The organism is Aquincola sp. J276, from assembly GCF_024700035.1.
Taxonomy (GTDB): Bacteria; Pseudomonadota; Gammaproteobacteria; order Burkholderiales; family Burkholderiaceae_C; genus Aquincola; species Aquincola tertiaricarbonis.
Genome location: NZ_JAJONC010000001.1, coordinates 1,544,010 through 1,566,747, shown reverse-complemented (window position 1 = coordinate 1,566,747; position 22,738 = coordinate 1,544,010). Strand labels below are relative to the sequence as shown.

Genomic DNA, 22,738 nt, shown 5'->3' with positions numbered 1-22,738 from the left:
ACGTTTTCTCAGCAACTTGCCGACATGACGCAGGCAACCCGCATGCAAAAACGCGCGACTCCCAGCGCCGCCCCGGCCGGCTCGCACCGGCGCGGCAAGCCGGGCGCGGGCATCGTCAGCTCGGCGCACCTGGTGTCGCCGCGCAGCGCGGAGCTGTCGGAGTTCGAGTTCGGCCTCATCGTCGCCTTCAATGCCTTCTCCCGCTGGGCGGTGCGCTGCATGGCCGCGGCCGGGCAGGGCGAGTTCACCTTCACCGACGTGCTGCTGCTGCACCACGTGGCCCACCGTGCGCGCCACAAGAAGCTGGCCGACATCTGCTTCGTGCTGAACTACGAGGACACCCATGTGGTGGCCTATTCGCTGAAGAAGCTGGTGGCCGCCGGGCTGCTGGAGGCCAGCAGGCAGGGCAAGGAGGTGTTCTACCAGCCCACCCCCGCCGGCGAAGCCGCGGTGCAGGCCTACCGCGCGGTGCGCGAGCAGTGCCTGCTGCAAAGCCTGGACACCGAGCTGAATGCCCCGGTGGGCGAGCTGGCCCGGCTGCTGCGCACCATGAGCGGCATGTACGACCAGGCCGCCCGCTCGGCCGGCTCGCTGTGATGGCCGCGCCGTTCCTCGGCATCCTGATGCTGCAGACCCGCTTTCCGCGCTTGCCGGGCGACATCGGCCATCCGCACACCTTCGCCTTCCCGGTGCGGCGCCGGGTGGTGGCCGGTGCCAGCCCGCAGCGCGTGGTGCGGGAGCAGGCGGCCGGGCTGCTGCAGCCCTTCGTCGATGCCGCGCGGCAGCTGGTGGACGAGGGCGCGGCCGCCCTCGCCACCAGCTGCGGCTTTCTCGCCATGTTCCAGCCGCAGCTGCAGGCGGCGCTGCCGGTGCCGGTGTGGACGTCCAGCCTGCTGAAGCTGGCCGAGCTGCCGCCCGGCAGTGCCGGCGTGGTGACGGTGGATGCGCAGGCCCTGGGCACCGCCCACCTGCGGGCCGTGGGCGCGGACGTGGCCACGCCGGTGGCCGGCCTGCCGCCCGGCTGCCGGCTGCAGCGCACGCTGGTCGACGACCTGCCGATGCTGGACGAAGCCGATGCGCAGGCCGAGGTGGTGCAGGCCGCGCTGCGCCTGCTGCAGCAGGCCGGTCCGCTGCAGCACATCGTGCTGGAATGCACCAACATGCCGCCCTATGCGGCCGCCGTGCACGCCGCCACCGGCGCCACGGTGCACGACATCACCACCGTGCTGACCGAACGCTGGTCGGCGCTTTCCCTGACCGAGTGAGCAAGCCCATGGACCCACGCTGGCAGTTCTGGATCGACCGCGGCGGCACCTTCACCGACATCGTGGGCCGTGCGCCCGGCGGCGTGCTGCACACCCTGAAGCTGCTGAGCGAGGACCCCGGCCGTTACGACGACGCGGCGGTCGAGGGCATCCGCCGGCTGCTGCAGCTGGAGCCCGACGAGCCGGTGACGCCGGAGCTGGTGGGCTGCGTGAAGATGGGCACCACCGTGGCCACCAATGCGCTGCTGGAGCGCAAGGGCGACCGCACGGTGCTGGTCACCACCCGCGGCTTCCGCGATGCGCTGCGCATCGCCTACCAGGCGCGGCCGCGGCTGTTCGACCGCCGCATCCTGCTGCCCGAGCTGCTGCATGAGCGGGTGATCGAGGCCGACGAACGCATCGGCGCCGACGGCAGCGTGGTGCAGCCGCTGGACGAGGCCGCGCTGCGCACCCGGCTGCAGCAGGCCTTCGACAGCGGCATACGCGCCTGCGCAGTGGTGTTCATGCACGGCTGGCGCTTCACCGCGCACGAGGCCGCGGCCGGCGCGCTGGCGCGCGAGCTCGGCTTCACCCAGGTGTCCATCTCGCACGAGGTGAGCCCGCTCATCAAGCTGGTGCCGCGCGGCGACACCACGGTGGTGGATGCCTACCTGAGCCCCATCCTGCGCCGCTACGTGGACCGCGTGGCCGCGCAGATGCCGGGCGTGCGGCTGCTGTTCATGCAGAGCTCGGGCGGCCTGGCCGAGGCCCGCCGGTTCCAGGGCAAGGACGCCATCCTCTCCGGCCCGGCCGGCGGCATCGTGGGCATGGTGCGCACCGCCGCGGCGGCCGGCCATGCCAAGGTCATCGGCTTCGACATGGGCGGCACCTCCACCGACGTGTCGCACTATGCCGGGGAGTTCGAGCGCGCCTTCGAGACGCAGGTGGCCGGCGTGCGCATGCGCGCGCCGATGATGAGCATCCACACCGTGGCCGCCGGCGGCGGCTCCATCATCCGCTTCGACGGGGCGCGGCTGCGCGTGGGGCCGGAATCGGCCGGCGCCCATCCCGGGCCGGCCAGCTACCGCCGCGGCGGCCCGTTGGCCACCACCGATGCCAACGTGATGCTGGGCCGCATCCAGCCGGCGCACTTCCCCGCGCTGTTCGGGCCGCGCGGCAACCAGCCGCTGGACCGTGCCGAGGTGCTGCACCGCTTCGAGGCCATCGCCGAGCAGATGCAGCAGGCCGGCGGCCGCAGCGTGCATGCGGAGGGACGTGGCCGCAGGCGCACTGCAGATCGCGGTGGCCAACATGGCCAATGCCATCAAGCGCATCTCGGTCGCACGCGGCTACGACGTCACCGCCTACACGCTGCAGTGCTTTGGCGGCGCGGGTGGCCAGCATGCCTGCGCGGTGGCCGATGCCCTGGGCATGCGCACGGTGTACGTGCATCCGCTGGCCGGCGTGCTGAGTGCCTACGGCATGGGCCTGGCCGACCAGATCGTGATGCGCGAAGCCTCGGTGGAACAGGCGTTGGACGCTGCAGGCCTGGCCGCCGCGCAGGCCCTGGCCGCCACGCTGGAAGCGGCCGCGCGCCAGGAGCTGGCCGCCCAGGCCGGCGAGGCGACCGGCGAGCCGGCCGGCATGCAGCTGCAGGCCCGGGCCCAGCTGCGCCTGCGCGGCACCGACACCGCGCTGCAGGTGGCGCTGACCGAGCCGCAGCGCATGCGCGCGGACTTCGAGGCCGCCTACCGCCAGCGCTTCGCCTTCCTGCCGCCGGACAAGCCGCTGGAGATCGAATCGGTGTCGGTGGAAGCGGTGCTGCCCGGCGACCGCATCGCCACGCCGGGCGCCGGCGCGGCGCCCCTGCACACCGTGCCGCGGGCCGAGGCGGTGCGCATGTACTGCCTGGCCGACGAGCAGCCGGCCGGCTGGCGCGATGCCTGGCTGTTCCAGCGCGAGCAGCTGCCGCCCGGCGCGCATGTGGACGGCCCGGCCATCCTGGCCGAGCGCAATGCCACCACCGTGGTGGAGCCCGGCTGGCAGGCCCGGCTGCTGGCCGGCGGCGCGGTGGAGCTGCACCGGGTGCGGCCACGCGCCGGCACCGTGGCAGTGGGCACCCAGGCCGACCCGGTGATGCTGGAGGTGTTCAACAACCTCTTCATGAACATTGCCGAGCAGATGGGCCTGCGGCTGCAGAACACCGCGCACTCGGTGAACATCAAGGAGCGGCTGGACTTCTCCTGCGCGCTGTTCGACAGCGCCGGCAACCTCATCGCCAATGCGCCGCACATGCCGGTGCATCTGGGCTCGATGAGCGAATCCATCAAGAGCGTGATCGCGCGCAACCCGGGCATGAAGCGGGGCGAGGTGTTCGTCCTGAACGACCCGTACCACGGCGGCACCCACCTGCCCGACATCACCGTGGTGACGCCGGTGTTCCTCGACGAGGCCAGCGGCGCCGATGCCACGCGGCCCGCCTTCTACGTGGCCTCGCGCGGCCACCATGCCGACGTGGGCGGCAGCACGCCGGGCTCGATGCCGCCGTTCTCGCAGACCATCGCCGACGAAGGCGTCCTGATCGACAACATGAAGCTGGTGGAGGTGGGCCCGCAGGGCCCGGTGCTGCGCGAGCAGGCGTTGCTGGCGCTGCTGGCCAGCGGCCCCTGGCCGGCGCGCAACCCGGCGCAGAACCTGGCCGACCTGCAGGCGCAGATCGCGGCCAACGAGAAGGGCGTGCAGGAGCTGCATGCGATGGTGGCGCAGTACGGCCTGCCCACCGTGGCCGCTTACATGGGCCATGTGCAGGACAACGCGGAGGAATCGGTGCGCCGCGTGATCACCGCGCTGAAGGACGGGCGCTTCGAGCTGCCGCTGGACAACGGTGCCTGCATCCGGGTGCAGGTGCAGGTGGATGCGGCCGCGCGGGCGGCCACCATCGACTTCACCGGCACCAGCGGGCAGCTGCCCAACAACTTCAATGCGCCGAAGGCGGTGACCATGGCCGCGGTGCTGTACGTCTTCCGCACGCTGGTGGACGACGACATCCCGCTCAACGCCGGCTGCCTGAAGCCGCTGCAGGTCATCGTGCCCGAGGGCTGCATGCTCAACCCGCGTCCGCCGGCGGCGGTGGTGGCCGGCAACGTGGAGACCTCCACCTGCGTGACCAATGCGCTGTATGGCGCGCTGGGCGTGATGGCGGCCGGCCAGTGCACGATGAACAACTTCACCTTCGGCAATGCGCGCCACCAGTACTACGAGACGGTGTCCGGCGGCTCCGGCGCGGGCGAGGGTTTCGACGGCACCAGCGTCGTGCAGACGCACATGACCAACTCCCGCCTGACCGATCCCGAGGTGCTGGAGTTCCGCTTCCCGGTGCGGCTGGAAGGCTACGAGATCCGTGCCGGCTCCGGCGGCGCCGGCCGCTGGAAGGGCGGCGATGGCGGCACCCGCCGCATCCGCTTCCTGGAGCCGATGACGGCCAGCATCCTGAGCAACGGCCGCCTCCATGGCGCCTTCGGGCTGCAGGGCGGCCGGCCGGGCCAGGTGGGCAGCAACCATGTGCAAAGAGCCGATGGCCGCGTGGAGACGCTGGGGCACATCGGCTCGGCCGAACTGCAGCCCGGCGACGTGTTCGTGCTGAACACGCCGGGCGGCGGCGGCTGGGGGGACCCTGCCGCTTAGCTGTTGGCCACCTGCAGCTTGTTCACCACCGAGGTGACGCCGATCACGGTGGAGGCCACCTGTTCGGCCTTGGTCTTCTCGTTGGCGTTCTTCACCTCGCCATTGAGCGTGACCACGCCGTTGGCGGTGTCCACGTCGATGTTGAGCGAACCCAGGTCGGGCGCGGTGATCAGTGCGGTCTTCACCTTCGCCGTGAGGCTGGCGTCGCCGGTGGCGCTGGCCACGTTGCCGGCGGCGTTCTCGGCGGCATTGCCCAGGCTGCGGGCCGCATCGCCCACGTTGTCCATGGTGCTGCCGGTGTTGCCGCTGCCCGCCGTGGTGGTCGTCGAGTCGGTGGTGGTGGCCGGCGGCGTGGTCGAGGGCGTGGTGGGCACCGGTGCGGGCTCGGTGCTGGCCACCGTGCCGCCGGCGGTGCCGGTGGCGGCGGTGTCGTCGCTGCGCGGGCTGCAGGCCGTCAGGAAGGTGAGGGCGGCGGCCGAGGCCACGATCGCGAGCCGGTTGCGGTGGGTCGCTTGCATCGTTCGAACTCCTGTGCAGATGCGCCTGGGCGCGATACGGAAACTGTAGGCAGCGCTGCGCGGCGCGCCTGTCGGGCCGGCTCGGCAATGCCTGTAGTCATGTTCCGACGCCTGTGAAGAGGTGTACGCGGCGGGCCAGAATGCAGCGATGCACAGCAGTCAAGCCCTTCCCACGGTGCTCGTCACCGGCTTCGAGCCCTTTGGCGGCATGCCGCTCAACCCCAGTGGCGCGGTGGCCCGGGCGCTGCACGGCCGCCAGCTGGAGTTGCCCGGCGGCCCGGCGGCGCAGGTGGTCGGCGTGGTGCTGCCCTGCGTGTTCGGCCAGTCGTTGCGGGCGCTGGATGAAGCACTGGCCCTGCATCGGCCCCGGCTGGTGCTGGCCCTGGGCCAGGCCGACGGCCGCACCGACCTGTCGGTGGAGCGCGTGGCCATCAACGTCGACGACGCGCGCATCCCCGACAACGCCGGCGCGCAGCCGGTGGACCTGCCGGTGGTGGCGGATGGGCCAGCGGCCTACTTCAGCACCCTGCCCATCAAGGCCATCGTGGCGGCGCTGAAGGCGGCGGGCCATCCGGCATCGGTGTCGCAGACCGCCGGCACCTTCGTCTGCAACCATGTGTTCTTCGGGCTGCAGCACCGGCTGGCCGGCAGCGGCGTGCGCAGCGGCTTCATGCATGTGCCGCTGCTGCCGCAGCAGGCGGCGCTGGCCGCGGGCGTGTCGCCGCCCAGCCTGGCGCTCGTGCTGCAGATCGAGGCCGTGGTGCTGGCGCTGCAGGTGGCGCTGGGCTGGCAGGGGCAGGACCTGCAGCGCGGCGGCGGCGCGCTGGATTGAGGCGTCGTGGGACTTGCGGCCGCGCGGTCAGTCGTGAGGCCGCCTGGGCAGCGGGGGATCGGCCGGGCCGTCCCGGCCGGCGCGCCACTGCTTCATGGCCTCGCGCATCACGAGCACCTGCGCCGAGAAATGCGTGCACCCGTGGCATGCCATCAGGTGCAGGCGCACGCCGATGCGCTCGCCCAGCCGCAGGCGGCGGTCTTCGCCGGCCAGCACCAGGCGGGTGGTTTCGCGGCAGTTGGGCATCAGCTTCATGGGTGTCGTCGCAACATCAGGCGGGGCGGCTGGCACGTTGGAACCAGCGCAGGTCCAGGCACTCGCGCAGCCGCAGCCGCGCGCGGTGCAGCAGCACCCAGAGGTTGGTCGGGGTGATGCGCAATTCCTTGCAGATTTCTTCGCTGTCCAGCTCCAGCCACTCGCGCATCATGAACACGCGGCCCTGGGCGGGCGGCAGATGCTGCACGCAGGCTTCCAGCACCTCGAGGAACTGGCGCTCGCCCAGCGAGGCCTCCGGGCTGGCCCAGGCCGCCGGTGGCTCGCGCCAATGGCCCTGGGGCGTGAACAGCAGCTCGTCCAGGTCCTCGCCGTCCTCGTCCACCAGCACCGTGGCTTCGCGTGCATGGCGTCGCAGCTGGTCCACCACCTTGTGCTTGAGGATGCCCACCAGCCAGGTCTTGAGCTGCGACTGGCCACCGAAGGCCTGCGGCCGTTCCAGCGCAGCCAGCAAGGTGTCGGATACCGCATCCTCGGCCCAGGCCTCGTTGCGCAACTGCGTGCGGGCAAAGCGCAGCAGCTGGGGACGCAGGCTTTCGACCTGACGCGCGAAATCACTCATGGGCACGAAGGAAAGTTTTTTGTCGGCCGCAGTGTAAGTAGCGGTGGGTACCGTCGACTGAAGCAGGCCGGCAGCGTTGCCGGTATGCCGGTCCTCGACGACCATCCCAACTTCCTTCAGTCCTTCAACGGAGCATCCTCATGAACCACCGCCTCATCGCCTCTTCCGCCCTTGCCTCGGTGCTGGCCCTCGGCCTGGCCGGCCACGCCGCCGCGCAGGACAAGGGCAAGGAGAAGTGCTACGGCATCGCCAAGGCCGGCCAGAACGATTGCGCCAACCTCAGCAAGACCCACAGCTGCGCCGGCCAGGCCAAGACCGACAACGCACCGGACGAATGGAAGTACGTGGCCAAGGGCACCTGCAAGGACATGAAGGGCATGACCGCCGAGGAAGCGGCCAAGGCCAAGAGCTGAGCGCACGAACCCTGACCGCCCGCGCCATGCATTCCACGCCTGCACCCGCCGCCGGCATTGGCTGGCGCCAGCCGCACGAGGCCGAGCTGCTGCAGCGCCGGCCGGCGCTGGGCTTCATCGAGGTGCATTCGGAGAACTACTTCGCCGAAGGCGGTGCCGCGCTGGCGGTGCTGGCGCAGGCCCGCGAGGCCTATGCGCTGAGCCTGCATGGCGTGGGCCTGGCGCTGGGCTCGGCGGCCGGTCTGGATGCCTGGCACCTGGACCGGCTGGCCATGCTGGTGCAGCGCATGCAGCCGGTGCGCGTGTCCGACCATGCCTGCTTCGCCCGCGCGCCGCAGGCGGCCGGCGGGCCGGTGGTGCATGGCAACGACCTGCTGCCGCTGGGCTTCAACGACGAATCGCTGCGCATCCTGTGCAGCAACGTGCAGCGGGTGCAGGAGCGGCTGCGCCGGCCCATCGGCGTGGAGAACCTGGCCGCCTACCTGGGCTGGGCCGACGACACGCTGGCCGAGCCGCAGTTCTTCAATGAGCTGGCCCGCCGTACCGGCTGCTGGCTGCTGCTGGACCTGAACAACATCGCCGTCAATGCGCTGAATGCGGGCCTCGATCCGCTGGCCGAAGGCCGGGCCTGGGTCGATGCGCTGGACGCGCGGCAGGTGGGCGAGATCCACCTGGCCGGCTACGACGACAGCGGCGACATCGTGGTGGACGACCATGGCAGCCGGGTGCATCCGCCGGTGTGGCAGCTGTATGCCCATGCGGTGCGGCGCCTGGGCCCCGTGCCCACGCTGATCGAATGGGACACCGACCTGCCTGTGCTGGACGTGCTGCTGGAAGAAGCCGCGCGGGCCGATGCGCTGCAGCGCCAGGAGGCGGGCCTGTGAGCGCCGCCGATACCTCCGGCCGCGAGGCGGCGCGGCAGGCCGCGCTGCTGGGCGCGGTGCAGCCTGGCGGCCATGTGCCGGGCCCGGGGCTGGCACTGCGGGCGCCGCAGGCCGGCCTGGCGCGCGGCCTGCAGGTCTACCAGGCCAATGCCGGCGCGGCGGCCGAACGTGCGCTGGCTGCGGCGTATCCCACCGTGGCCGCGCTCATCGGCGGCGAATCGATGGCCGCGCTGGCGCGGGTGTTCTGGCGCGCCCAGCCCCCAGGCGGGGCGACCTCGGTGAATTCGGGTCCGGCTTGCCGGCCTTCATCGCCGACAGCCCCACGCTGGCCAGCGAGCCCTACCTGCCCGACGTGGCCCGGCTGGACTGGCTGGTGCACCAGGCTGCACGCGCGGCCGATGCGCCGGCCACGGTGCGGGCCCTGGAGCGGCTGGGCGACACCGATCCCGACCGGCTGCAGCTGCTGCTGGTGCCCGGCACGGCACTGCTGCGCTCTCGCTGGCCGGTGGTGACCATCTGGCAGGCGCACCAGCCGCTGCCCGAAGGCCAGCCGCAGCCGGCGGACCGCTTCGCCGACGTGCGCGCCGCGATGGCCGTGCGGCGTGGCGAAGCGGCCGCGGTGTGGCGACAGGGCTGGCATGTGCGCGTGGCGGCGCTGGGCCCGGCGGCCAGCGACTTCACGCGGGCACTGCTGGCCGGGCAGGTGCTGTCCGAGGCGCTGGATGCAGCGCCCGATCTCGACTTCGCCAGCTGGCTGGGCGAGGCATTGCAACAAGACCGGTTGGCCGGCGTGCGGGTGTTGCCGCCGGTGGCGCCGGAAGGAGAGTCCCCATGAACAGCATCACTCCCGCCACGGCCCTGCAGGCCTGGCAGCGCCGCATCGTCGGCGCGCTCGAAGCGGCCCAGCCGCTGGCCCAGCTGGCCGCCCGGCTGTACCTGGCCCAGGTGTTCTTCCTGTCCGGCCTGACCAAGCTGCGCGACTGGGAGATCACCGTCGCGCTGTTCACCGACGAATACCGCGTGCCATTGCTGCCGCCGGAAGTGGCTGCGCTGATGGGCACGGCGGGCGAGCTGGTGCTGCCGGTGCTGCTGGTGCTCGGCCTGGCCGGCCGCTTCGCTGCGCTGGGCCTGTTCGTCGTCAATGCGGTGGCCGTCGTCAGCCTGCCCGACATCGGCGAGGCCGCGCTGCAGCAGCATGTGTTCTGGGGCAGCCTGCTGCTGGGCCTGCTGCTGTGGGGGCCGGGGCGTTGGTCGGTGGATGGGTGGTGGGTGCGGCGCGGCCGCTAGTCGCCCCGCCGGAACACGATCTCCATCGACGACGGCACCCGCCCGTCCACGTCGCGCGGCAGGGTGTCGGTGCGGTCGATGGCACGCAGCACCGCATCGTCCCAGGCCTTCACGCCGCTGGCCTTGACCAGGCGGCGGCCCAGGATGGTGCCGTCGGGCGCGGCGCGCACCTCCACCACCGCCACCGGGCTGCCGGGCACCTCGTCCGTCAGCACGATGTTGGGCCGCACGCGGGCGATGATGCGGCCCGCATAGCTGGCCGAGGGCCCGCGGCGCGCTGGGCGGTGCCGGTGGCATCCGGTGCGCCGGTGGCGCCGGCCTGGCCCATCATGCGGGCCAGCTGGTCCTTGCGCAGCTGCTCCCGACGGGCCTCGGCGGCCTTCTCGGCCTTGTCCCGCTCGGCCTTCTCGCGGGCGGCCTTGGCCTGCTGCTCGGCCCGTTCCTTCTTCTCTTCCTCCGCCTTCTCGCGCCGCGCCTGTTCCTCGGCCTTCTGGCGCTCTGCCTTCTGCCGGGCCTCGCGTTCGCGGCGCTCCTCCTGGCGTTCGCGTTCCTGCTCCCGCTGCTTCTCGCGCTCGCGTTCACGGGCCAGCTCGGCCTGGCGTTCCTTCTCCTTCTTCGCCTTCTCCACCGCGATCTCGGCATCGCGCTCGGCCGGCGAGGGCCGCGGCGGGGGCGCCGGCACCGGCGCGGGTGCCGGGGCGGGAGGAGGCGGCGGGGGCGGCGGCTCAGGAGCCGGGGCGGGCGCGGGCGCCGGCGTGGGGGCTGGCGGCGGCGGCTCGCCGCGCGGCGCGGCTTCGGTGGTGTTGGCGGCCCACAGCTCGGCGGTGGTGCCCTCGGGCTCGCTCACGCGCCACTTCACGGCCAGCGCGATGGCGCCCACCAGCGCCAGGTGCGCCAGCACCGCAGCCACGGCGCCGGCCCGCATGCCGCCCGGTTGTTGCGGGCGCAGCACGTCGACGGCTTGTTCGTCGGCCATCCGCGTTCAGCCCCCCGCCTTGACCGACAGGCCCACGCGCTGGATGCCCGCGCGCTGCAGCGTGTCCATCACCTTCACCACGGTGTCGTACTTGACGTTGCGGTCGGCCGCGATCACCACCGGCACCTGCGCGTCGCCGGCCTGCGCGGCGCGCACGTTGGCGGCCAGTTCCTTCAGCGTGATGCTGCGCTCGTTGCCTTCGGAGGCCAGCTTCATGCTGCCGTCCAGCGCCACCTGCACATCGATCTTGCGGCTCTCGGCCTGCCTGGCCTTGCCCACGGTGGGCACGTCGATGGTGGCGGTGGTGATGAGCGGCGCGCTGACCATGAAGATGATCAGCAGCACCAGCATCACGTCGATGAACGGGACCATGTTGATCTCGTTCATCGCACGGCGCCGGCGGCCGCCGCCTCGGGAGTTGAGTGCTGCCATGGTCGGGGCCCTTCAGCGCGCGGCGGGCTGCGTGGCGTTGCGTTGCAGGATGTTGGAGAACTCCTCGATGAAGGTCTCCAGCTGCGTGGCGATGCGGTCGATGTCGCGGGCGAAGCGGTTGTAGGCGATCACCGCCGGAATGGCCGCGAACAGGCCGATGGCCGTGGCCACCAGCGCCTCGGCGATGCCGGGGGCCACCGTGGCCAGCGACACCTGCTGCAGGTTGGCCAGGCCGACGAAGGCATGCATGATCCCCCACACCGTGCCGAACAGGCCCACGTACGGGCTGACCGAGGCCACCGAGCCGAGGAAGCTCAGGTTGCTCTCGATCACGTCCAGCTCGCGCTGGTAGCTGGCGCGCATGGCGCGGCGGGCGCCGTCCAGTTGCGCACCGCCGTCCAGCCGCTTCTCGCGCAGCTTCAGGAATTCGCGCATGCCGCTGGCGAAGATGCGCTCCATCGGCGCGGTGGTCTTGGAGGAGGTGGCCGCCTGCTGCAGCTCGGTCAGGCTGCGGCCGGACCAGAACTCGCGCTCGAAGCCTTCGTTCAGGCCGCGCACGCGCTTCAGGCCCACCAGCTTGCCGAAGATCACCGTCCAGCTGATGAGCGAGACGGTGAGCAGCCCGGCCATCACGAGTTGCACGACGAAGCTCGCTTCCAGCACGAGCGAGATGATGGACATGTCCTGGTTCATGGATGCATGGCGATGTCGGGCATCGCTTCGAGAAGGGGATTCGGAATGCGGCGCGGGCGGAAGGTTCCGGGCTCGACGCAGGCGATGCGCACCTCGCCCTCGGCAAGCAGCTCGCCCGCGCGGCGCGCATGCTGGCGCAGCGTGAGCGTGGCACGGCTTCGTTCCGCCAGTACCACGTCGATGTGAAGCAAGTCGTCGAGCCGGGCCGGCTTCAGGTGGCGGGTGCGGGTGTCGGTGACGACGAACATCGCGCCGCCCTCGTCCTTCAGCCGCTGCTGCTCATGGCCCAGGCTGCGCAGCCATTCGGTGCGCGCCCGTTCGAAGAACTTCAGGTAATTGGCATAGAACACCACGCCGCCGGCGTCGGTGTCCTCCCAGTACACCCGCACCGGATATTCGAAGTGCGGCTTCACGGCGCCGGTCACAGCGCCTGGGAAAGCCGGCGCACGGCTTCCTCCAGTTGCGGCAGGCTGTTGGCGAAGGACAGCCGCATGTAGCGCTCGCCGGCCGCCGGGCCGAAGTCGCGGCCGGGGGTCAGGGCCACGTGGGCCTTGTCCATCATGCTGAAGCAGAAGTCCCAGCTGCTGGCTGCATGGGCGCTGACGTCGGCCCATACGTAGAAGGCGCCGTCCGGCACCACCGGCACGCCGAAGCCCAGGCTTTGCAGCGCCGGCACGATGAAGTCGCGCCGGGCGCGGAAGGCGGCGCGGCGGTCCTCGTAGGTGGCGATGGACTCGGGCAGGAAGCAGGCCAGCGCGGCCTGCTGGGCGATGCTGGAGGCGCAGATGAACAGGTTCTGCGCCAGCCGCTCCACCGGGGCCACCAGCCGCTCGGGCAGCACCATCCAGCCCAGCCGCCAGCCGGTCATGCTGAAGTACTTGCTGAAGCTGTTGATCGAGATGACGTCCTCGCCCAGCTGCAGCGCGCTGGCCGCGAAATGATCGTCGTAGCTCAGGCCGAGGTAGATCTCGTCGACGATGGCGAAGCCGTGGCGCTCGCGCACCACGTCGACGATGCGGCGCATCTCGTCCGGCGCGATGGAGGTGCCGGTGGGATTGGAGGGCGAGGCCAGCAGCACGCCGCGGGTGTGCGGCCCCCAGGCGGCCTGCACCGCGGCCGCATCCAGCTGGAAGCGGGACTGAGCACCGGCCGGCAGCAACACCGCCTGGCCGCCCGCCGCGGCCACGAAGTGCCGGTTGCAGGGGTAGCTGGGGTCGGGCAGCAGCACCTGGTCGCCCGGGTTCACCAGCGCCAGCGTGGCCAGCTGCAATGCGGCCGAGGCGCCCGCGGTGACGACGATGCGGCGCGCCGGCACTTCCAGACCGAAGCGCTCGGCATACCAGCGGCTGATGGCTTCTCGCAGCGCCGGCAGGCCGGTGGCCGCGGTGTATTGGGTGCGGCCGGCGGCCAGGCAGGCCTGCGCGGCCTGCAGCACTGGCGGCGGGGCGGTGAAGTCGGGTTCGCCGATGTTCAGGTAGATCATCGGCCGGCCGCCTTGGGCGGGGTCGCAGGCCGGGCTGCGGGCGATCTCGTCGGCCGCCTTGGCGCACTCCATCACGTAGAACGGATCGATGAACTGCAGTCGGTCGGCGAGCGGGAGCGGCATCTGGGAAGGCGTTGGCACGGCACGGCCCGGGCCGGGCGGGCCGGGGCAAAAGCCGCCAGTCTAAAGCCGCGGCCCGGGGCCGGCCCCGCGATTGCCCCTGCCGCAGGACGTCCCCAGGGCAGGGCATGCGCCTATCGAAGGCACGCACCGGGGCCACTCAGAATGCTTGCAGCACAGCAGTCCGCCGGTGAACGATGAACGCGCCACATGACCTTCTCATCGTCGACGACGATCCCACCGTCATCGTGGTGGTGGGCGCATGCCTGCGGTCGCTGGGCAAGGTGCGCTTCGCCAAGCGGGGCGCCGACGGCCTGCGGCTGGCCCGCCAGGCGATCCCCAACCTGGTGCTGCTGGACCTGAACCTGCCCGACCTGCCGGGGCTGCAGCTGCTGGCCGAGATGCGCGCCTCGGCGCCGCTGGCCACGGTGCCGGTGCTGCTGATGAGCGGCAGCGAGCCGGATGCCCGGGTGCAGGCCTGGTGCGAGCAGCCCGGGGTGGCCTTCCAGATGAAGCCGCCGCAGCCGCAGCGCCTGCTGGCCTGCGCGCAGGCGCTGCTGCAGGCGGCCGCGGACGGTGGCGTGGTGCCTCGCCGCCGCGGGGAGGACGCCGCTTGACCAGCGCCCGGCCGTGGCGCGCGCTTCACCAGCCCGCGGCCGGCGCGATCGCGCTGCTGCTGGCCGGGCTGCTGGTGGCGGCGCTGCTGGCGTTGCAGCAGTCGCAGCTGAACCAGGCCTTCGCCCAGTCCCGCTTCGAGCAGCAGGCCGGCCGCGTGGCCGACCGGCTGATGGCCCGCATGCAGGACTATGAAAAGGGCCTGCGCGGCGCACGCGGCGTGGTGATGGCCGCCGGCGACCGCCTGAGCCGCGAGGTGTTCCGCCGCTACCACCTGTCCCGCGACATCGACCGCGAGTTTCCCGGCGCGCGCGGCTTCGGCTTCATCCGGCGCGTGCCGGTGGACGAGGAGGTGGCCTTCATCGAGGCCGCGCGGCGCGACGGCTGGCCCACCTTCGGGGTGCAGCATTTCGCGCCGCATGCGGGCGAGCGCTTCGTCATCCTCTACATCGAGCCGGTGGAGCGCGGGCCCAATGCCGTGGGGCTGGACATCGCCTCCGAGGCCCGCCGCCGCAACGCCGCGCTGCAGGCCCTGGCCAGCGGCCGGGCCGCGCTCACCGCGCCCATCACGCTGGTGCAGGCGCGCGAACGGCCGATGCATTCCTTCCTGCTGCTGCTGCCGGTGTATGCCCCGGGCCTGCCAGTGGACACGCCCGAGCAGCGGCAGGCGGCGGGCATCGGCTGGGTGTATGCGCCGCTGTCGATCGACGACGTGCTCAGGGAGGTGGCGCTGCGCGAGGTGGGCTTCGCCATCGGCGTGGCCGACAGCCAGCCGGGCGGGCCGGCGGAGCACTTCTTCGCATCGCCGGGCTTCCATGCCGGCGCGACCGCCGACCTGGGCATCCAGCTGCAGCGGGAGCTGTTCGGCCGGGCCTGGCACCTGGAGCTGCGGGCGCAGCCGGCCTTCATGCAGGGGCTGAACCTGGTGTCGCCGACGCGGGTGTTCGCCGGGGGTGTCGTCGCCTCGCTGCTGCTGGCGGCGCTGGGCTATGTGGTGCTGCGCAACCGGCGTGCGGAGCTGCGGGCGCGGCTGCACCAGAGCCGGCTGGCCGGCATCCTGCAGACCTCCAGCGACGCGATCATCGGCGAGTCGATGGCGGGCACGGTGATCGGCTGGAACCATGCGGCCGAACGCATCTTCGGCTACGGCGCGGCCGAGGCCATGGGCCAGCCGCTGTCCAGCGTGCTGCTGGCGCAGGACGGCACGCTGCCGCACGAGGGCCTGCGCGAGCGCATGGCGCGCGGCGAGTCGGTGCCGCCCTTCGATGCCGTGTGCCGGGTGCGCGACGGCTCGCTGGCCGAGGTGTCCATCGCGGTCTCGCCCATCCGCGATGCCCACGGCCGGCTGCAGGGCGTGGGCATGACCATCCGCGACGTGGGCGCACGCAAGGCCGCCGAGCGCCGGCTGCGCGAGCTGAGTGCCACCCTGGAGCAGCAGGTGCTGGACCGCACCGCCGCGCTGGAAGGCGCCCGTCGCGACCTGCAGACGCTGCTGGACGCGCTGCCTTCCATGGTCGGCTACTGGGACCGTCACCTGGACAACCGCTTTGCCAACGATGCATACCACCACTGGTTCGGCCTGCCGCGCGGCGCCATGCCCGGGCGCAACCTGCGCTCGGTGATGAGCCCGGAAATCTTCCGCAGCAACGAGCCGCACCTGCTGGCCGCGCTGGCTGGCGAGCCGCAGACCTTCGAGCGCACCTTCCCGGCGATGCACGGCCTGCCCGAGCGCCATACCCTGGCCCACTACGTACCCGACAAGGTGGACGGCGAGGTGCGCGGCCTGTACGTGCTGGTGCACGACATCACCGAGCTGACCGAGCAGCGCCGCCGCCTCGATGCGCTGGTGCAGGAAAGCCGCGGCGCCCAGCGCGAGCTGGCCGACCGCGAACGGTTGCTGCGGCTGGCCATGGATGCCTTTCCCGGCGTGCTGGCGCACTGGGACACCGACATGCGCTGCACCTTCGCCAACAAGGCCTACCGCAGCTGGCTGGGGCTGGACCCGGCCGAGATGGTCGGCCGCACCCAGCGCGAGCTGTTCGGCCCCGAGCTGTATGCGCTGAACGAGCCGCTGATGCGGGCCGCGCTGCGCGGCGAGCGCGTGCGTGCCGAGCGCAGCCGCCAGCTGCCCGACGGCAGCACCGTGCACTACTGGCTGCACTACCTGCCCGACCGCGACGAGCACGGCGTGCACGGCTTCGTCTCGGTGGTGATGGACGTGACGGAGCTGAAGACGGTGCAGTTGCAGCTGGAGGAACGCACCGCGCAGGCCGAGCTGGCCAACATCGCCAAGAGCCAGTTCCTGGCCAACATGAGCCACGAGATCCGCACGCCGCTCAATGCGGTGATGGGGCTGTCGTACCTGCTGGAGCAATCGGCGCTGGATGCCGAGCAGCGCGGCTTCATCCAGCGCATCCAGACCGCCGGCCGGGCGCTGATGGGGGTCATCGACGACGTGCTCGACCTGTCGAAGATCGAGGCCGGCGAGATGCTGCTGGAGGAGGCACCCTTCGACCTGGCGCGGCTGCTGGCCGAGCTGACCGAGGTGCTGTCGGTGCAGGCCGACGGCAAGGGCCTGGCCCTGCGCATGCCGGCGCTGGCCGGCGTGCCGCGCCATGTGCGCGGCGACGCCACCCGCGTGCGGCAGATCCTCACCAACCTGCTGAGCAATGCCATCAAGTTCACCGAGCAGGGCATCGTCTCGCTGGACGTGGAGGTGCTGCACCGGCAGGACGAGCGGGCGTGGCTGTGCTGGACGGTGCGCGACACCGGCATCGGCATCGCGCCGGAGGTGCAGCAGCGGCTGTTCGCGCCCTTCACCCAGGCCGATGCCTCCACCACCCGCCGCTTCGGCGGCACGGGCCTGGGCCTGTCCATCGTGCGCCGGCTGGCCGGGCTGATGGGCGGCGAGGTGGGCGTGCACAGCCGCCCCGGCGAGGGCAGCGAGTTCTGGGTGGTGCTGCCACTGGGCCTGGCACGCGAGGACGAAGGCGCGCCCGGGCCGGCCGCCGCCGGCACGATGCGGCTGCTGGTGGCCGGCCAGGGCAGCGAGCAGCGGCCGGCGCTGCTGGGCGCCGCCAAGGCCCTGGGTTGGCAGGCCGACGAGCTGGCCGCCGGACCCGAGCGCAGCGCCGGCCGGCTGGCCGCCGCCGACGTGCTGGTGATCGACGCGGCACGGCCGCCGGCCGAGCAGGCCGCAGCCCTGCTGAACGACTGGCGGGCCGCCGTCCCGGCCCCGGGCCAGCCGGCGCTGGTGCTGGTGTGCGTGCCGGCGCCGGCCGCGGTGGCGGCGCCGGCCGATGCACAACCGCTGGAGGGCGCCGATGCCTGGCTGCGGGAACCGGTGTGCGCGGCCGCGCTATTCAATGCGGTGAACCAGGCGCTGCGCCGCTTCGGCCGTGGTGGCGCGCTGCTGGAGGCCACGCGGCTGGACGGCCAGTCGCTGCGCTGGCTGCCCGGCGTGCGGGTGATGGTGGTGGACGACAGCGAGGTCAACCTGGAGGTGGCGCGCCGGGTGCTGGAACGCGAGGGTGCCAGCGTGGTGGCCTGCGTCAACGGCCGTGATGCGCTGGAGCATCTGCGCGGCGGAGAAGGCGGAGTGGACCTGGTGCTGATGGACGTGCAGATGCCGGTGATGGACGGCCTGGAGGCCACGCGCCGGCTGCGCCAGGAACCGGCGCTGCAGGCGCTGCCGGTGGTGGCGCTGACCGCGGGTGCGATGCTGGCCGAGCGGCAGCGGGTGTTCGAGGCCGGCATGAACGACTTCGTGGCCAAGCCGCTGGATGCACGCTCGCTGGTGCGCTGCGTGCGCCGCCATGTGGAGCGGGCACGGGGCCGGGCGCTGGCGGTGGCGCCCGGCGACGGCATCGGCCTGCCGGCCGACTGGCCGGCCATCGAGGGCATCGACGCCGAAGGCGCCGCGGTGCGGCTGGGTGGCGATGCCGACCTCTTCGTCCGACTGCTGGGCCGCATGCTGGACGAGTTCGGCGACCTGGCGGAGCTCAGCGAGACCGCGCCGGCCCACGGGTCCGCCAGCCCGCCGCCGCTGGCCGCGCGGGTGCACAAGCTGCGCGGCTCGGCCGGCACCCTGGGCGCGCTGGCGGTGCAGCGGCTGGCGGGCGAGGCCGAAGCCGCGCTGCTGGCGGAGCCCGGCGCCACGGCCGTGCCGCCTGCCATGGCGGCCCTGGCCCACGCGCTGGCCGCGCTGATGGCCCAGGCGCAGCCGGTGCTGCTGGCGCGCGCCCGGCAACAGCAGCAGGCGCGGGATGGCGCCGCCGCGCAGGCGCCGCTGGACACCGAGGCCCTGCGCCGGCTGCAGGCCCTGCTGCGGGCCCAGGACCTGAATGCGCTGCCGCGCTTCCAGGCGCTCGCGCCGGCGCTGCAGCAGGCGGTGGGCCGCACCCAGTTCGACGCGCTGGCCGCCCGCATCGACGAGCTGGACTTCGAGCAAGCCGCGGCGCTGATCGAAGACCTGCTGCCACCGGGCTCTTCGGCCGGCGCATAGACTGCGCGCCACGTTCTCAGGGCGGGGTGGAATTCCCCACCGGCGGTGATGGCGGCTGCGGCCGCATGAGCCCGCGAGCGCCCGGCCTGCTGCAGGCCGGGGTCAGCAGACCCGGTGCGATGCCGGGGCCGACGGTCACAGTCCGGATGAAAGAGAGCGCATGGCCTGCGGCACGTGACGGTGCGGCGGGCCGCTGCGCCCGTGCGCCCTGATTCTGGTCAACCTTGCAACAGGCCCTCCATGAATCAGCCTTCCGCTTCCGCTTCCTCGCAACGCCCGCGCTTCGCCTTCATCCAGGCGGGCTGGCATGCCGACATCGTCGGCCGCGCCCGCGAGGCCTTCTTCGCCGAGCTCGAACAGCGCGACGTGCCGCCCGATGCGGTGGACGTGTTCGACGTGCCGGGCGCGTTCGAGATCCCGCTGCATGCGCAGCGCCTGGCGCGTTCAGGCCGTTATGCCGCCATCGTCGGCTGCGGCCTGGTGGTGGACGGCGGCATCTACCGCCACGACTTCGTCGCCCATGCGGTGATCGACGGCCTGATGCGGGTGCAGCTGGACACCGGCGTGCCGGTCATCTCGGCGGTGCTGACACCGCACCATTTCCACGAGCATGCGGAGCACCGCCGCTACTTCACCGAGCACTTCGTGGTCAAGGGCGGCGAGGCCGCGCGGGCCTGCCTGGCCACCGTGGCCGCACTGGCGCGGCTGCCCGCTTCAGCCGGCTGAGGCCGGCGGCCGCAGCGCCCGGCCGCGCCAGGCCATCGCATAGGCCGCCGATCCGGCCGCGCGGGCCAGTACCGCCGGCGTGGCCAGCGCGCCTGCGACCAGCGCATAAGGTCCAGGCCCGAACAGGCGCAGCGGCGCGGCCGCCCGCACCAGCGTCAGCAGCCCCAGGCCGGCGCCATACATCACCACGAAGGCAATGCAACCGGCCACGGCCGGGCTGCCGATGCCAGGCAGCAGCAAGCCCGCGGGCAGCAGGCCGAAGGTGAGGGCGCCCAGCCGCTGCGGCGCCAGCCGGTCGCCGGCGAGCAGATCCAGCATCCCCGTGGCCATGGCGGCGATCACGAAACCCTGTGCCGCGAGGGCCGCGCCCAGCCAGCACAGCCGGGCATCGCGCAGCGGCGGCGGACGGGCGCGCCAGCCCAGCGCCTGCACCAGGGCCAGGGTCAGCGGCCAGAACACGCTGCTGGCGAGGCCGGCGGACCGGCGCGCCCTCACTGCCTGCCGCGTCGGCGCGGCGGGCCGCGCGCATCGGCGCCCGCTTCAAGGGCCTGGCGGCGCAGCCTCGGCCTGCGGGGCCTGGCGCGCTTGCTCGTCGGCCCGGTTCATCAGCCGCGCATACAGCGCGATGATGGCCACGTACATCAGCAGCGCGCCCTGCGCCGCGAACCAGAAGGCGAACGGCCAGTTGAGCCACTGGAACATCAGCTCGCGGGCGAAGAACAGCACGCCGAAGGTGGCCACCGACCACACGCCCAGCAGCGCGCCGATCAGGCGGCGATTGCGTTGCCAGTAGCGTGAGGTTGCGGGGCCGGACATGGCCCGCATTGTGCGGCGGGCCGCAGGCGGCCGGCTATGCCGCGCTGGCCATCGGCAGTCCGCGTGGCAGCGAGAAGCTGAACACGGTGCGCCCCTCGTCGCTGGAGCGGCCCTGCACCTGGCCGCCGTGCGCTTCCAGGAACTGCGCCACGATGTACAGGCCCAGCCCGAGGCCGCCGCTGCTGGCGCTGCTGGTGCGGAAAGGCTCGAACAGCCGCTCGCGCACCGCCGGCGGCAGGGTGCCGGTGTTGCTCACCTCCACCGCGATGACCTCGGCCCGCGTGCCGTCCAGCCGCAGCTCCACCGGCTGGTCGGGCGCGCCGTGCTGCACCGCATTGGTCACCAGGTTGGCGATCACCTGCATCAGCCGGTCGGGGTCGAAGCTGGCGTTCAGGTCGCCTTCGGTATGCAGCTGGATGTGGGCATCGGGCCGCGCCTGGCGGATCTCGTCCAGCACCGTGGCGCACAGCGCGCCCAGGTCGGAGGGTGCCTTGTCGATGCGCAGCGAGCCCGAGCGGATGCGCGAGAAGTCCAGCAGCTGCGCGATCATGCGGTTCATGCGCTGGCCGCTGGAGCGGATGCCGTCGGCCGCGTTGCGGGCGCCGCTGTCGGCCGACTTGCGGCGGATCAGGTCCGCGCCGGCCATCATCGCCTGCAGCGGCGTGCGCAGGTCGTGCGTCAGCACCGCGACCATCGCCTCGTTGAGCGCGATCACGCGCTGCAGCTCGCCCACCGTCTGCGCCAGCGCACGGCGCTGCTCGAACAGCTCGACGAACACCGCCACCTTGCTGCGCAGCACTCGGGGTCGATCGGCTTGTAGAGGAAGTCCACCGCGCCGGCCTCGTAGCCGCGGAACAGCCGCTGGCCGTCGCGCGGCGCCGCGGTCAGGAAGATGATGGGCACGCCGCGGGTGCGTTCGGCGCCGCGCATCAGCTCGGCCAGCTCGAAGCCGTCCATGCCCGGCATCTGCACGTCCAGCAGCGCCAGCGCGATGTCCTGCGTCAGCAGCAGTTCCAGCGCCTCGGGGCCGCTGCGGGCGGTGAGCACCTGCACGCCGGGGCGGGCCAGCAGGGCCTGCATCGCGATGAGGTTCTGCTGCACGTCGTCGACCACCAGCAGGTTGACGTCGTCACGTTCGGGGGTTCGCGTCGTCGTCGTCATCATCGACAGGCCCATGCACCCAGGCGGGCGCCCAGTTCGTCCAGGGGCGCCACCAGGTCGGCGCCGGCGTGGGCCAGCGCGGCCGCCGGCATGGTGGAGACAAGGGCGGTGGAGGGTGCCTCCACCCAGGCCTGGCCGCCTTGCCGCCGCACCGCGGCCAAGCCTTCGCTGCCGTCGCGGCTGGCGCCGGTGAGCACGATGCCCAGCAGCGCCGGGCCGTAGGCGATGGCCGCGCTTTCGAACAGCGGGTCGATGGCGGGGCGCGAATACAGCAGCGGTGCATCCACCGACAGCGCCACGCTGCGGTCGGGCTCCACCAGCAGGTGGTAGTCGGGCGGCGCCAGCAGCACCTGTCCGGGCAGCATCGGCTGCTTGTCGATGGCCTCGGCCACGGGCAGCGCGCAGCTCGCGCCCAGCAACGAGGCCAGCGCGCTCGGCCGGTCGGGCGGCAGGTGCAGCACCACCGCGATGGCCGCCGGGAAGTGCGCGGGCACCGCGGCCAGCAGCGTCTGCAGCGCCTGCACGCCACCGGCGGAGGCACCGATGACCACCGCCTCCGGCCGGAACGGCTCAGGCACCGTGTTCACTGGCGCACCGTCCCGCTGCGCGGGATCCTTCCAGGAGGAGGCGCCGCCTTCGGGCGGTCGGGCGGCGGCGCTCATACCTTGCGGTAGATGCGTTGGTCGGGCACCACCGGCTCGAAGGCACCGGCGTGGCCGCTGAACTGCACCGTCTCGCGCAGGCCCAGGCCGAGGAAGCCGCGGCGCACCAGCGCCTCGGCAAACAAGCCCAGCGCGCGGTCCTGCAGCGGGCGTTTGAAGTAGATGAGCACGTTGCGGCAAGAGACGAAATGCACCTCGGAAAACACGCTGTCGGTGGCCAGGCTGTGGTCCGCGAACACGATCTGCTGCTTGAGCCGACGGTCGAAGGCCACGCCGCCGTAGGCGCTGGTGTAGTGGTCGGAGAGCGAGCCGCGCCCGCCCGCGGCCAGGTAGTTGCGGCTGAAGCCGGCCACGCGGTCCAGCGGATAGATGCCGGCCTCCGCGCGCTGCAGCGCCGCGGCATTGATGTCGGTGGCATAGAGGATGGTGCGCGACAGCAGCCCTTCCTCGGCCAGCAGGATGGCCAGCGACCACACCTCCTCGCCATGGCTGCAGCCGGCCACCCAGATCTTCAGCGACGGGTAGGTGCGCAGCACCGGCAGCACCTGCTCGCGCAGCGCGCGGAAGTAGCTGGGGTCGCGGAACATCTCGCTGACCTGCACGGTGAAGAACTGCAGCATCTGCGCGAACACCTCCGGCTCGTGCAGCACGCGGCCCTGCAGCGCCGAGAGGCTGTCGCAGTGGAAATGCGCCATCGCCTGGCGCATGCGCCGGCGCAGCGAGCTGATGGCGTAGTCGCGGAAATCGTGCTGCCAGCGCTGGTACACCGCCTCCAGCAGCAGCCGGATCTCCAGGTCGAACAGCTGTTCTTCCTGCAGCGCCGCGGCGGGGGTGGTGGCGTGCTCGCCCAGGG

25 protein-coding genes, 2 pseudogenes and 1 riboswitch are annotated in these 22,738 nt (G+C 72.4%); of the genes and pseudogenes, 12 read left to right on the top strand and 15 right to left on the bottom strand.

Going from position 1 to position 22,738, the window contains the following annotated elements; genetic code table 11:
* Positions 1 to 24: 24 nt before the first annotated feature.
* The 3 genes and pseudogenes from LRS14_RS07165 to LRS14_RS07155 all read left to right on the top strand — a co-directional run bounded on the left by LRS14_RS07165 (position 25) and on the right by LRS14_RS07155 (position 4,928).
* A complete protein-coding gene (locus LRS14_RS07165) occupies positions 25 to 597 on the top strand; it encodes a winged helix DNA-binding protein (RefSeq protein WP_083440433.1) in 573 nt (190 codons plus the stop codon).
* Positions 597 to 1,265: an aspartate/glutamate racemase family protein gene (locus tag LRS14_RS07160; protein ID WP_257799084.1), complete on the top strand. Its 669-nt coding sequence runs from the start codon at positions 597 to 599 to the stop codon at positions 1,263 to 1,265. Before LRS14_RS07165 ends, LRS14_RS07160 begins: the two co-directional genes overlap by 1 nt.
* An 8-nt stretch (positions 1,266 to 1,273) precedes the next feature.
* Positions 1,274 to 4,928 (top strand): annotated as a pseudogene (locus LRS14_RS07155) (hydantoinase B/oxoprolinase family protein).
* Here the strand turns inward: LRS14_RS07155 and LRS14_RS07150 are convergent.
* Positions 4,925 to 5,446: a BON domain-containing protein gene (locus tag LRS14_RS07150; RefSeq protein WP_257799083.1), complete on the bottom strand. Its 522-nt coding sequence runs from the start codon at positions 5,444 to 5,446 to the stop codon at positions 4,925 to 4,927. The pseudogene LRS14_RS07155 and the gene LRS14_RS07150 overlap by 4 nt on opposite strands.
* A gap of 148 nt (positions 5,447 to 5,594) precedes the next feature.
* Between LRS14_RS07150 and pcp the strand changes: the two genes are divergently transcribed.
* Positions 5,595 to 6,278, top strand: coding sequence for a pyroglutamyl-peptidase I (gene pcp, locus LRS14_RS07145; protein WP_257799082.1), 684 nt, complete (start codon positions 5,595 to 5,597; stop codon positions 6,276 to 6,278).
* Between the two features lie 27 nt (positions 6,279 to 6,305).
* Here the strand turns inward: pcp and LRS14_RS07140 are convergent, their stop codons facing one another.
* Together LRS14_RS07140 and LRS14_RS07135 are read right to left on the bottom strand one after the other, a co-directional pair.
* A complete protein-coding gene (locus LRS14_RS07140; protein ID WP_046112230.1) occupies positions 6,306 to 6,533 on the bottom strand; it encodes a hypothetical protein in 228 nt (75 codons plus the stop codon).
* A 16-nt stretch (positions 6,534 to 6,549) separates the two neighbouring features.
* Positions 6,550 to 7,113, bottom strand: coding sequence for a sigma-70 family RNA polymerase sigma factor (locus tag LRS14_RS07135; RefSeq protein ID WP_046112229.1), 564 nt, complete (start codon positions 7,111 to 7,113; stop codon positions 6,550 to 6,552).
* 140 nt (positions 7,114 to 7,253) lie between these two features.
* Here LRS14_RS07135 and LRS14_RS07130 point away from each other — a divergent pair, with 140 nt between their 5' ends.
* From LRS14_RS07130 to LRS14_RS07115, 5 genes and pseudogenes are all read left to right on the top strand, one after another.
* Positions 7,254 to 7,526, top strand: coding sequence for a DUF2282 domain-containing protein (locus tag LRS14_RS07130; RefSeq protein WP_046112228.1), 273 nt, complete (start codon positions 7,254 to 7,256; stop codon positions 7,524 to 7,526).
* Positions 7,527 to 7,552: 26 nt separating this feature from the next.
* Positions 7,553 to 8,410: a DUF692 domain-containing protein gene (locus LRS14_RS07125; RefSeq protein ID WP_257799081.1), complete on the top strand. Its 858-nt coding sequence runs from the start codon at positions 7,553 to 7,555 to the stop codon at positions 8,408 to 8,410.
* Positions 8,323 to 8,664: pseudogene (locus tag LRS14_RS30635) on the top strand (putative DNA-binding domain-containing protein); the annotation flags it as partial. The gene LRS14_RS07125 and the pseudogene LRS14_RS30635, both read left to right, overlap by 88 nt.
* Before the next feature lie 41 nt (positions 8,665 to 8,705).
* Positions 8,706 to 9,245 carry a hypothetical protein gene (locus LRS14_RS07120; RefSeq protein WP_257799080.1) on the top strand — a complete coding sequence of 180 codons (540 nt, stop codon included), beginning with the start codon at positions 8,706 to 8,708 and terminating at the stop codon, positions 9,243 to 9,245.
* Complete coding sequence (locus tag LRS14_RS07115; protein ID WP_046112226.1) at positions 9,242 to 9,697, top strand: DoxX family protein; 456 nt, start codon at positions 9,242 to 9,244, stop codon at positions 9,695 to 9,697. The genes LRS14_RS07120 and LRS14_RS07115 overlap by 4 nt, the downstream gene beginning before the upstream one ends.
* Here LRS14_RS07115 and LRS14_RS07110 read toward each other — a convergent pair.
* Genes LRS14_RS07110 through LRS14_RS07085 form a run of 6 tightly spaced genes read right to left on the bottom strand, consistent with a single transcriptional unit; the run spans position 9,694 to position 13,404 of the window.
* Positions 9,694 to 9,927, bottom strand: a complete 234-nt coding sequence (locus LRS14_RS07110) for an energy transducer TonB (RefSeq protein ID WP_257799079.1) — start codon at positions 9,925 to 9,927, stop codon at positions 9,694 to 9,696. The two genes, LRS14_RS07115 and LRS14_RS07110, sit on opposite strands and share 4 nt — an antisense overlap.
* Positions 9,906 to 10,673 carry a hypothetical protein gene (locus LRS14_RS07105; RefSeq protein ID WP_257799078.1) on the bottom strand — a complete coding sequence of 256 codons (768 nt, stop codon included), beginning with the start codon at positions 10,671 to 10,673 and terminating at the stop codon, positions 9,906 to 9,908. The genes LRS14_RS07110 and LRS14_RS07105 overlap by 22 nt, the downstream gene beginning before the upstream one ends.
* A 6-nt stretch (positions 10,674 to 10,679) precedes the next feature.
* A complete protein-coding gene (locus tag LRS14_RS07100; protein ID WP_046112224.1) occupies positions 10,680 to 11,105 on the bottom strand; it encodes a biopolymer transporter ExbD in 426 nt (141 codons plus the stop codon).
* Between the two features lie 12 nt (positions 11,106 to 11,117).
* Positions 11,118 to 11,798 carry a protein TolQ gene (tolQ, locus tag LRS14_RS07095; protein ID WP_046112223.1) on the bottom strand — a complete coding sequence of 227 codons (681 nt, stop codon included), beginning with the start codon at positions 11,796 to 11,798 and terminating at the stop codon, positions 11,118 to 11,120.
* Positions 11,795 to 12,211 carry a tol-pal system-associated acyl-CoA thioesterase gene (gene ybgC, locus LRS14_RS07090; RefSeq protein ID WP_046112399.1) on the bottom strand — a complete coding sequence of 139 codons (417 nt, stop codon included), beginning with the start codon at positions 12,209 to 12,211 and terminating at the stop codon, positions 11,795 to 11,797. The genes tolQ and ybgC overlap by 4 nt, the downstream gene beginning before the upstream one ends.
* Before the next feature lie 8 nt (positions 12,212 to 12,219).
* Positions 12,220 to 13,404 (bottom strand): pyridoxal phosphate-dependent aminotransferase, encoded by a 1,185-nt coding sequence (locus tag LRS14_RS07085; RefSeq protein WP_257799077.1) that lies wholly within the window; start codon positions 13,402 to 13,404, stop codon positions 12,220 to 12,222.
* Between the two features lie 194 nt (positions 13,405 to 13,598).
* On the opposite strand from LRS14_RS07085, the gene LRS14_RS07080 reads away from it, so the two are divergent.
* The 3 genes from LRS14_RS07080 to LRS14_RS07070 all read left to right on the top strand — a co-directional run bounded on the left by LRS14_RS07080 (position 13,599) and on the right by LRS14_RS07070 (position 19,246).
* A complete protein-coding gene (locus LRS14_RS07080) occupies positions 13,599 to 14,018 on the top strand; it encodes a response regulator (RefSeq protein ID WP_052736178.1) in 420 nt (139 codons plus the stop codon).
* Entirely contained in the window at positions 14,015 to 18,520 is a 4,506-nt protein-coding gene (locus tag LRS14_RS07075) for a PAS domain-containing protein (RefSeq protein ID WP_257799076.1), read from the top strand. The genes LRS14_RS07080 and LRS14_RS07075 overlap by 4 nt, the downstream gene beginning before the upstream one ends.
* Before the next feature lie 8 nt (positions 18,521 to 18,528).
* Positions 18,529 to 18,682: riboswitch (FMN riboswitch) on the top strand.
* A 78-nt stretch (positions 18,683 to 18,760) separates the two neighbouring features.
* Entirely contained in the window at positions 18,761 to 19,246 is a 486-nt protein-coding gene (locus LRS14_RS07070) for a 6,7-dimethyl-8-ribityllumazine synthase (RefSeq protein WP_046112221.1), read from the top strand.
* Here the strand turns inward: LRS14_RS07070 and LRS14_RS07065 are convergent.
* From LRS14_RS07065 to LRS14_RS07040, 6 genes are all read right to left on the bottom strand, one after another.
* A complete protein-coding gene (locus LRS14_RS07065) occupies positions 19,235 to 19,705 on the bottom strand; it encodes a hypothetical protein (RefSeq protein ID WP_257799075.1) in 471 nt (156 codons plus the stop codon). The two genes, LRS14_RS07070 and LRS14_RS07065, sit on opposite strands and share 12 nt — an antisense overlap.
* Positions 19,706 to 19,786: 81 nt before the next feature.
* Entirely contained in the window at positions 19,787 to 20,062 is a 276-nt protein-coding gene (locus LRS14_RS07060; protein ID WP_257799073.1) for a DUF4212 domain-containing protein, read from the bottom strand.
* Between the two features lie 34 nt (positions 20,063 to 20,096).
* Positions 20,097 to 20,861, bottom strand: a complete 765-nt coding sequence (locus tag LRS14_RS07055; protein ID WP_257799071.1) for a sensor histidine kinase KdpD — start codon at positions 20,859 to 20,861, stop codon at positions 20,097 to 20,099.
* The gene (locus LRS14_RS07050; RefSeq protein ID WP_257799070.1) at positions 20,774 to 21,226 is read right to left on the bottom strand and encodes a two-component system response regulator; all 453 of its coding nucleotides are present in this window, start codon (positions 21,224 to 21,226) and stop codon (positions 20,774 to 20,776) included. Before LRS14_RS07050 ends, LRS14_RS07055 begins: the two co-directional genes overlap by 88 nt.
* Positions 21,223 to 21,801 carry a chemotaxis protein CheB gene (locus tag LRS14_RS07045; protein WP_232315297.1) on the bottom strand — a complete coding sequence of 193 codons (579 nt, stop codon included), beginning with the start codon at positions 21,799 to 21,801 and terminating at the stop codon, positions 21,223 to 21,225. The genes LRS14_RS07050 and LRS14_RS07045 overlap by 4 nt, the downstream gene beginning before the upstream one ends.
* An 80-nt stretch (positions 21,802 to 21,881) precedes the next feature.
* Positions 21,882 to 22,736: a protein-glutamate O-methyltransferase CheR gene (locus LRS14_RS07040; RefSeq protein WP_232315308.1), complete on the bottom strand. Its 855-nt coding sequence runs from the start codon at positions 22,734 to 22,736 to the stop codon at positions 21,882 to 21,884.
* Positions 22,737 to 22,738 lie beyond the last annotated feature (2 nt).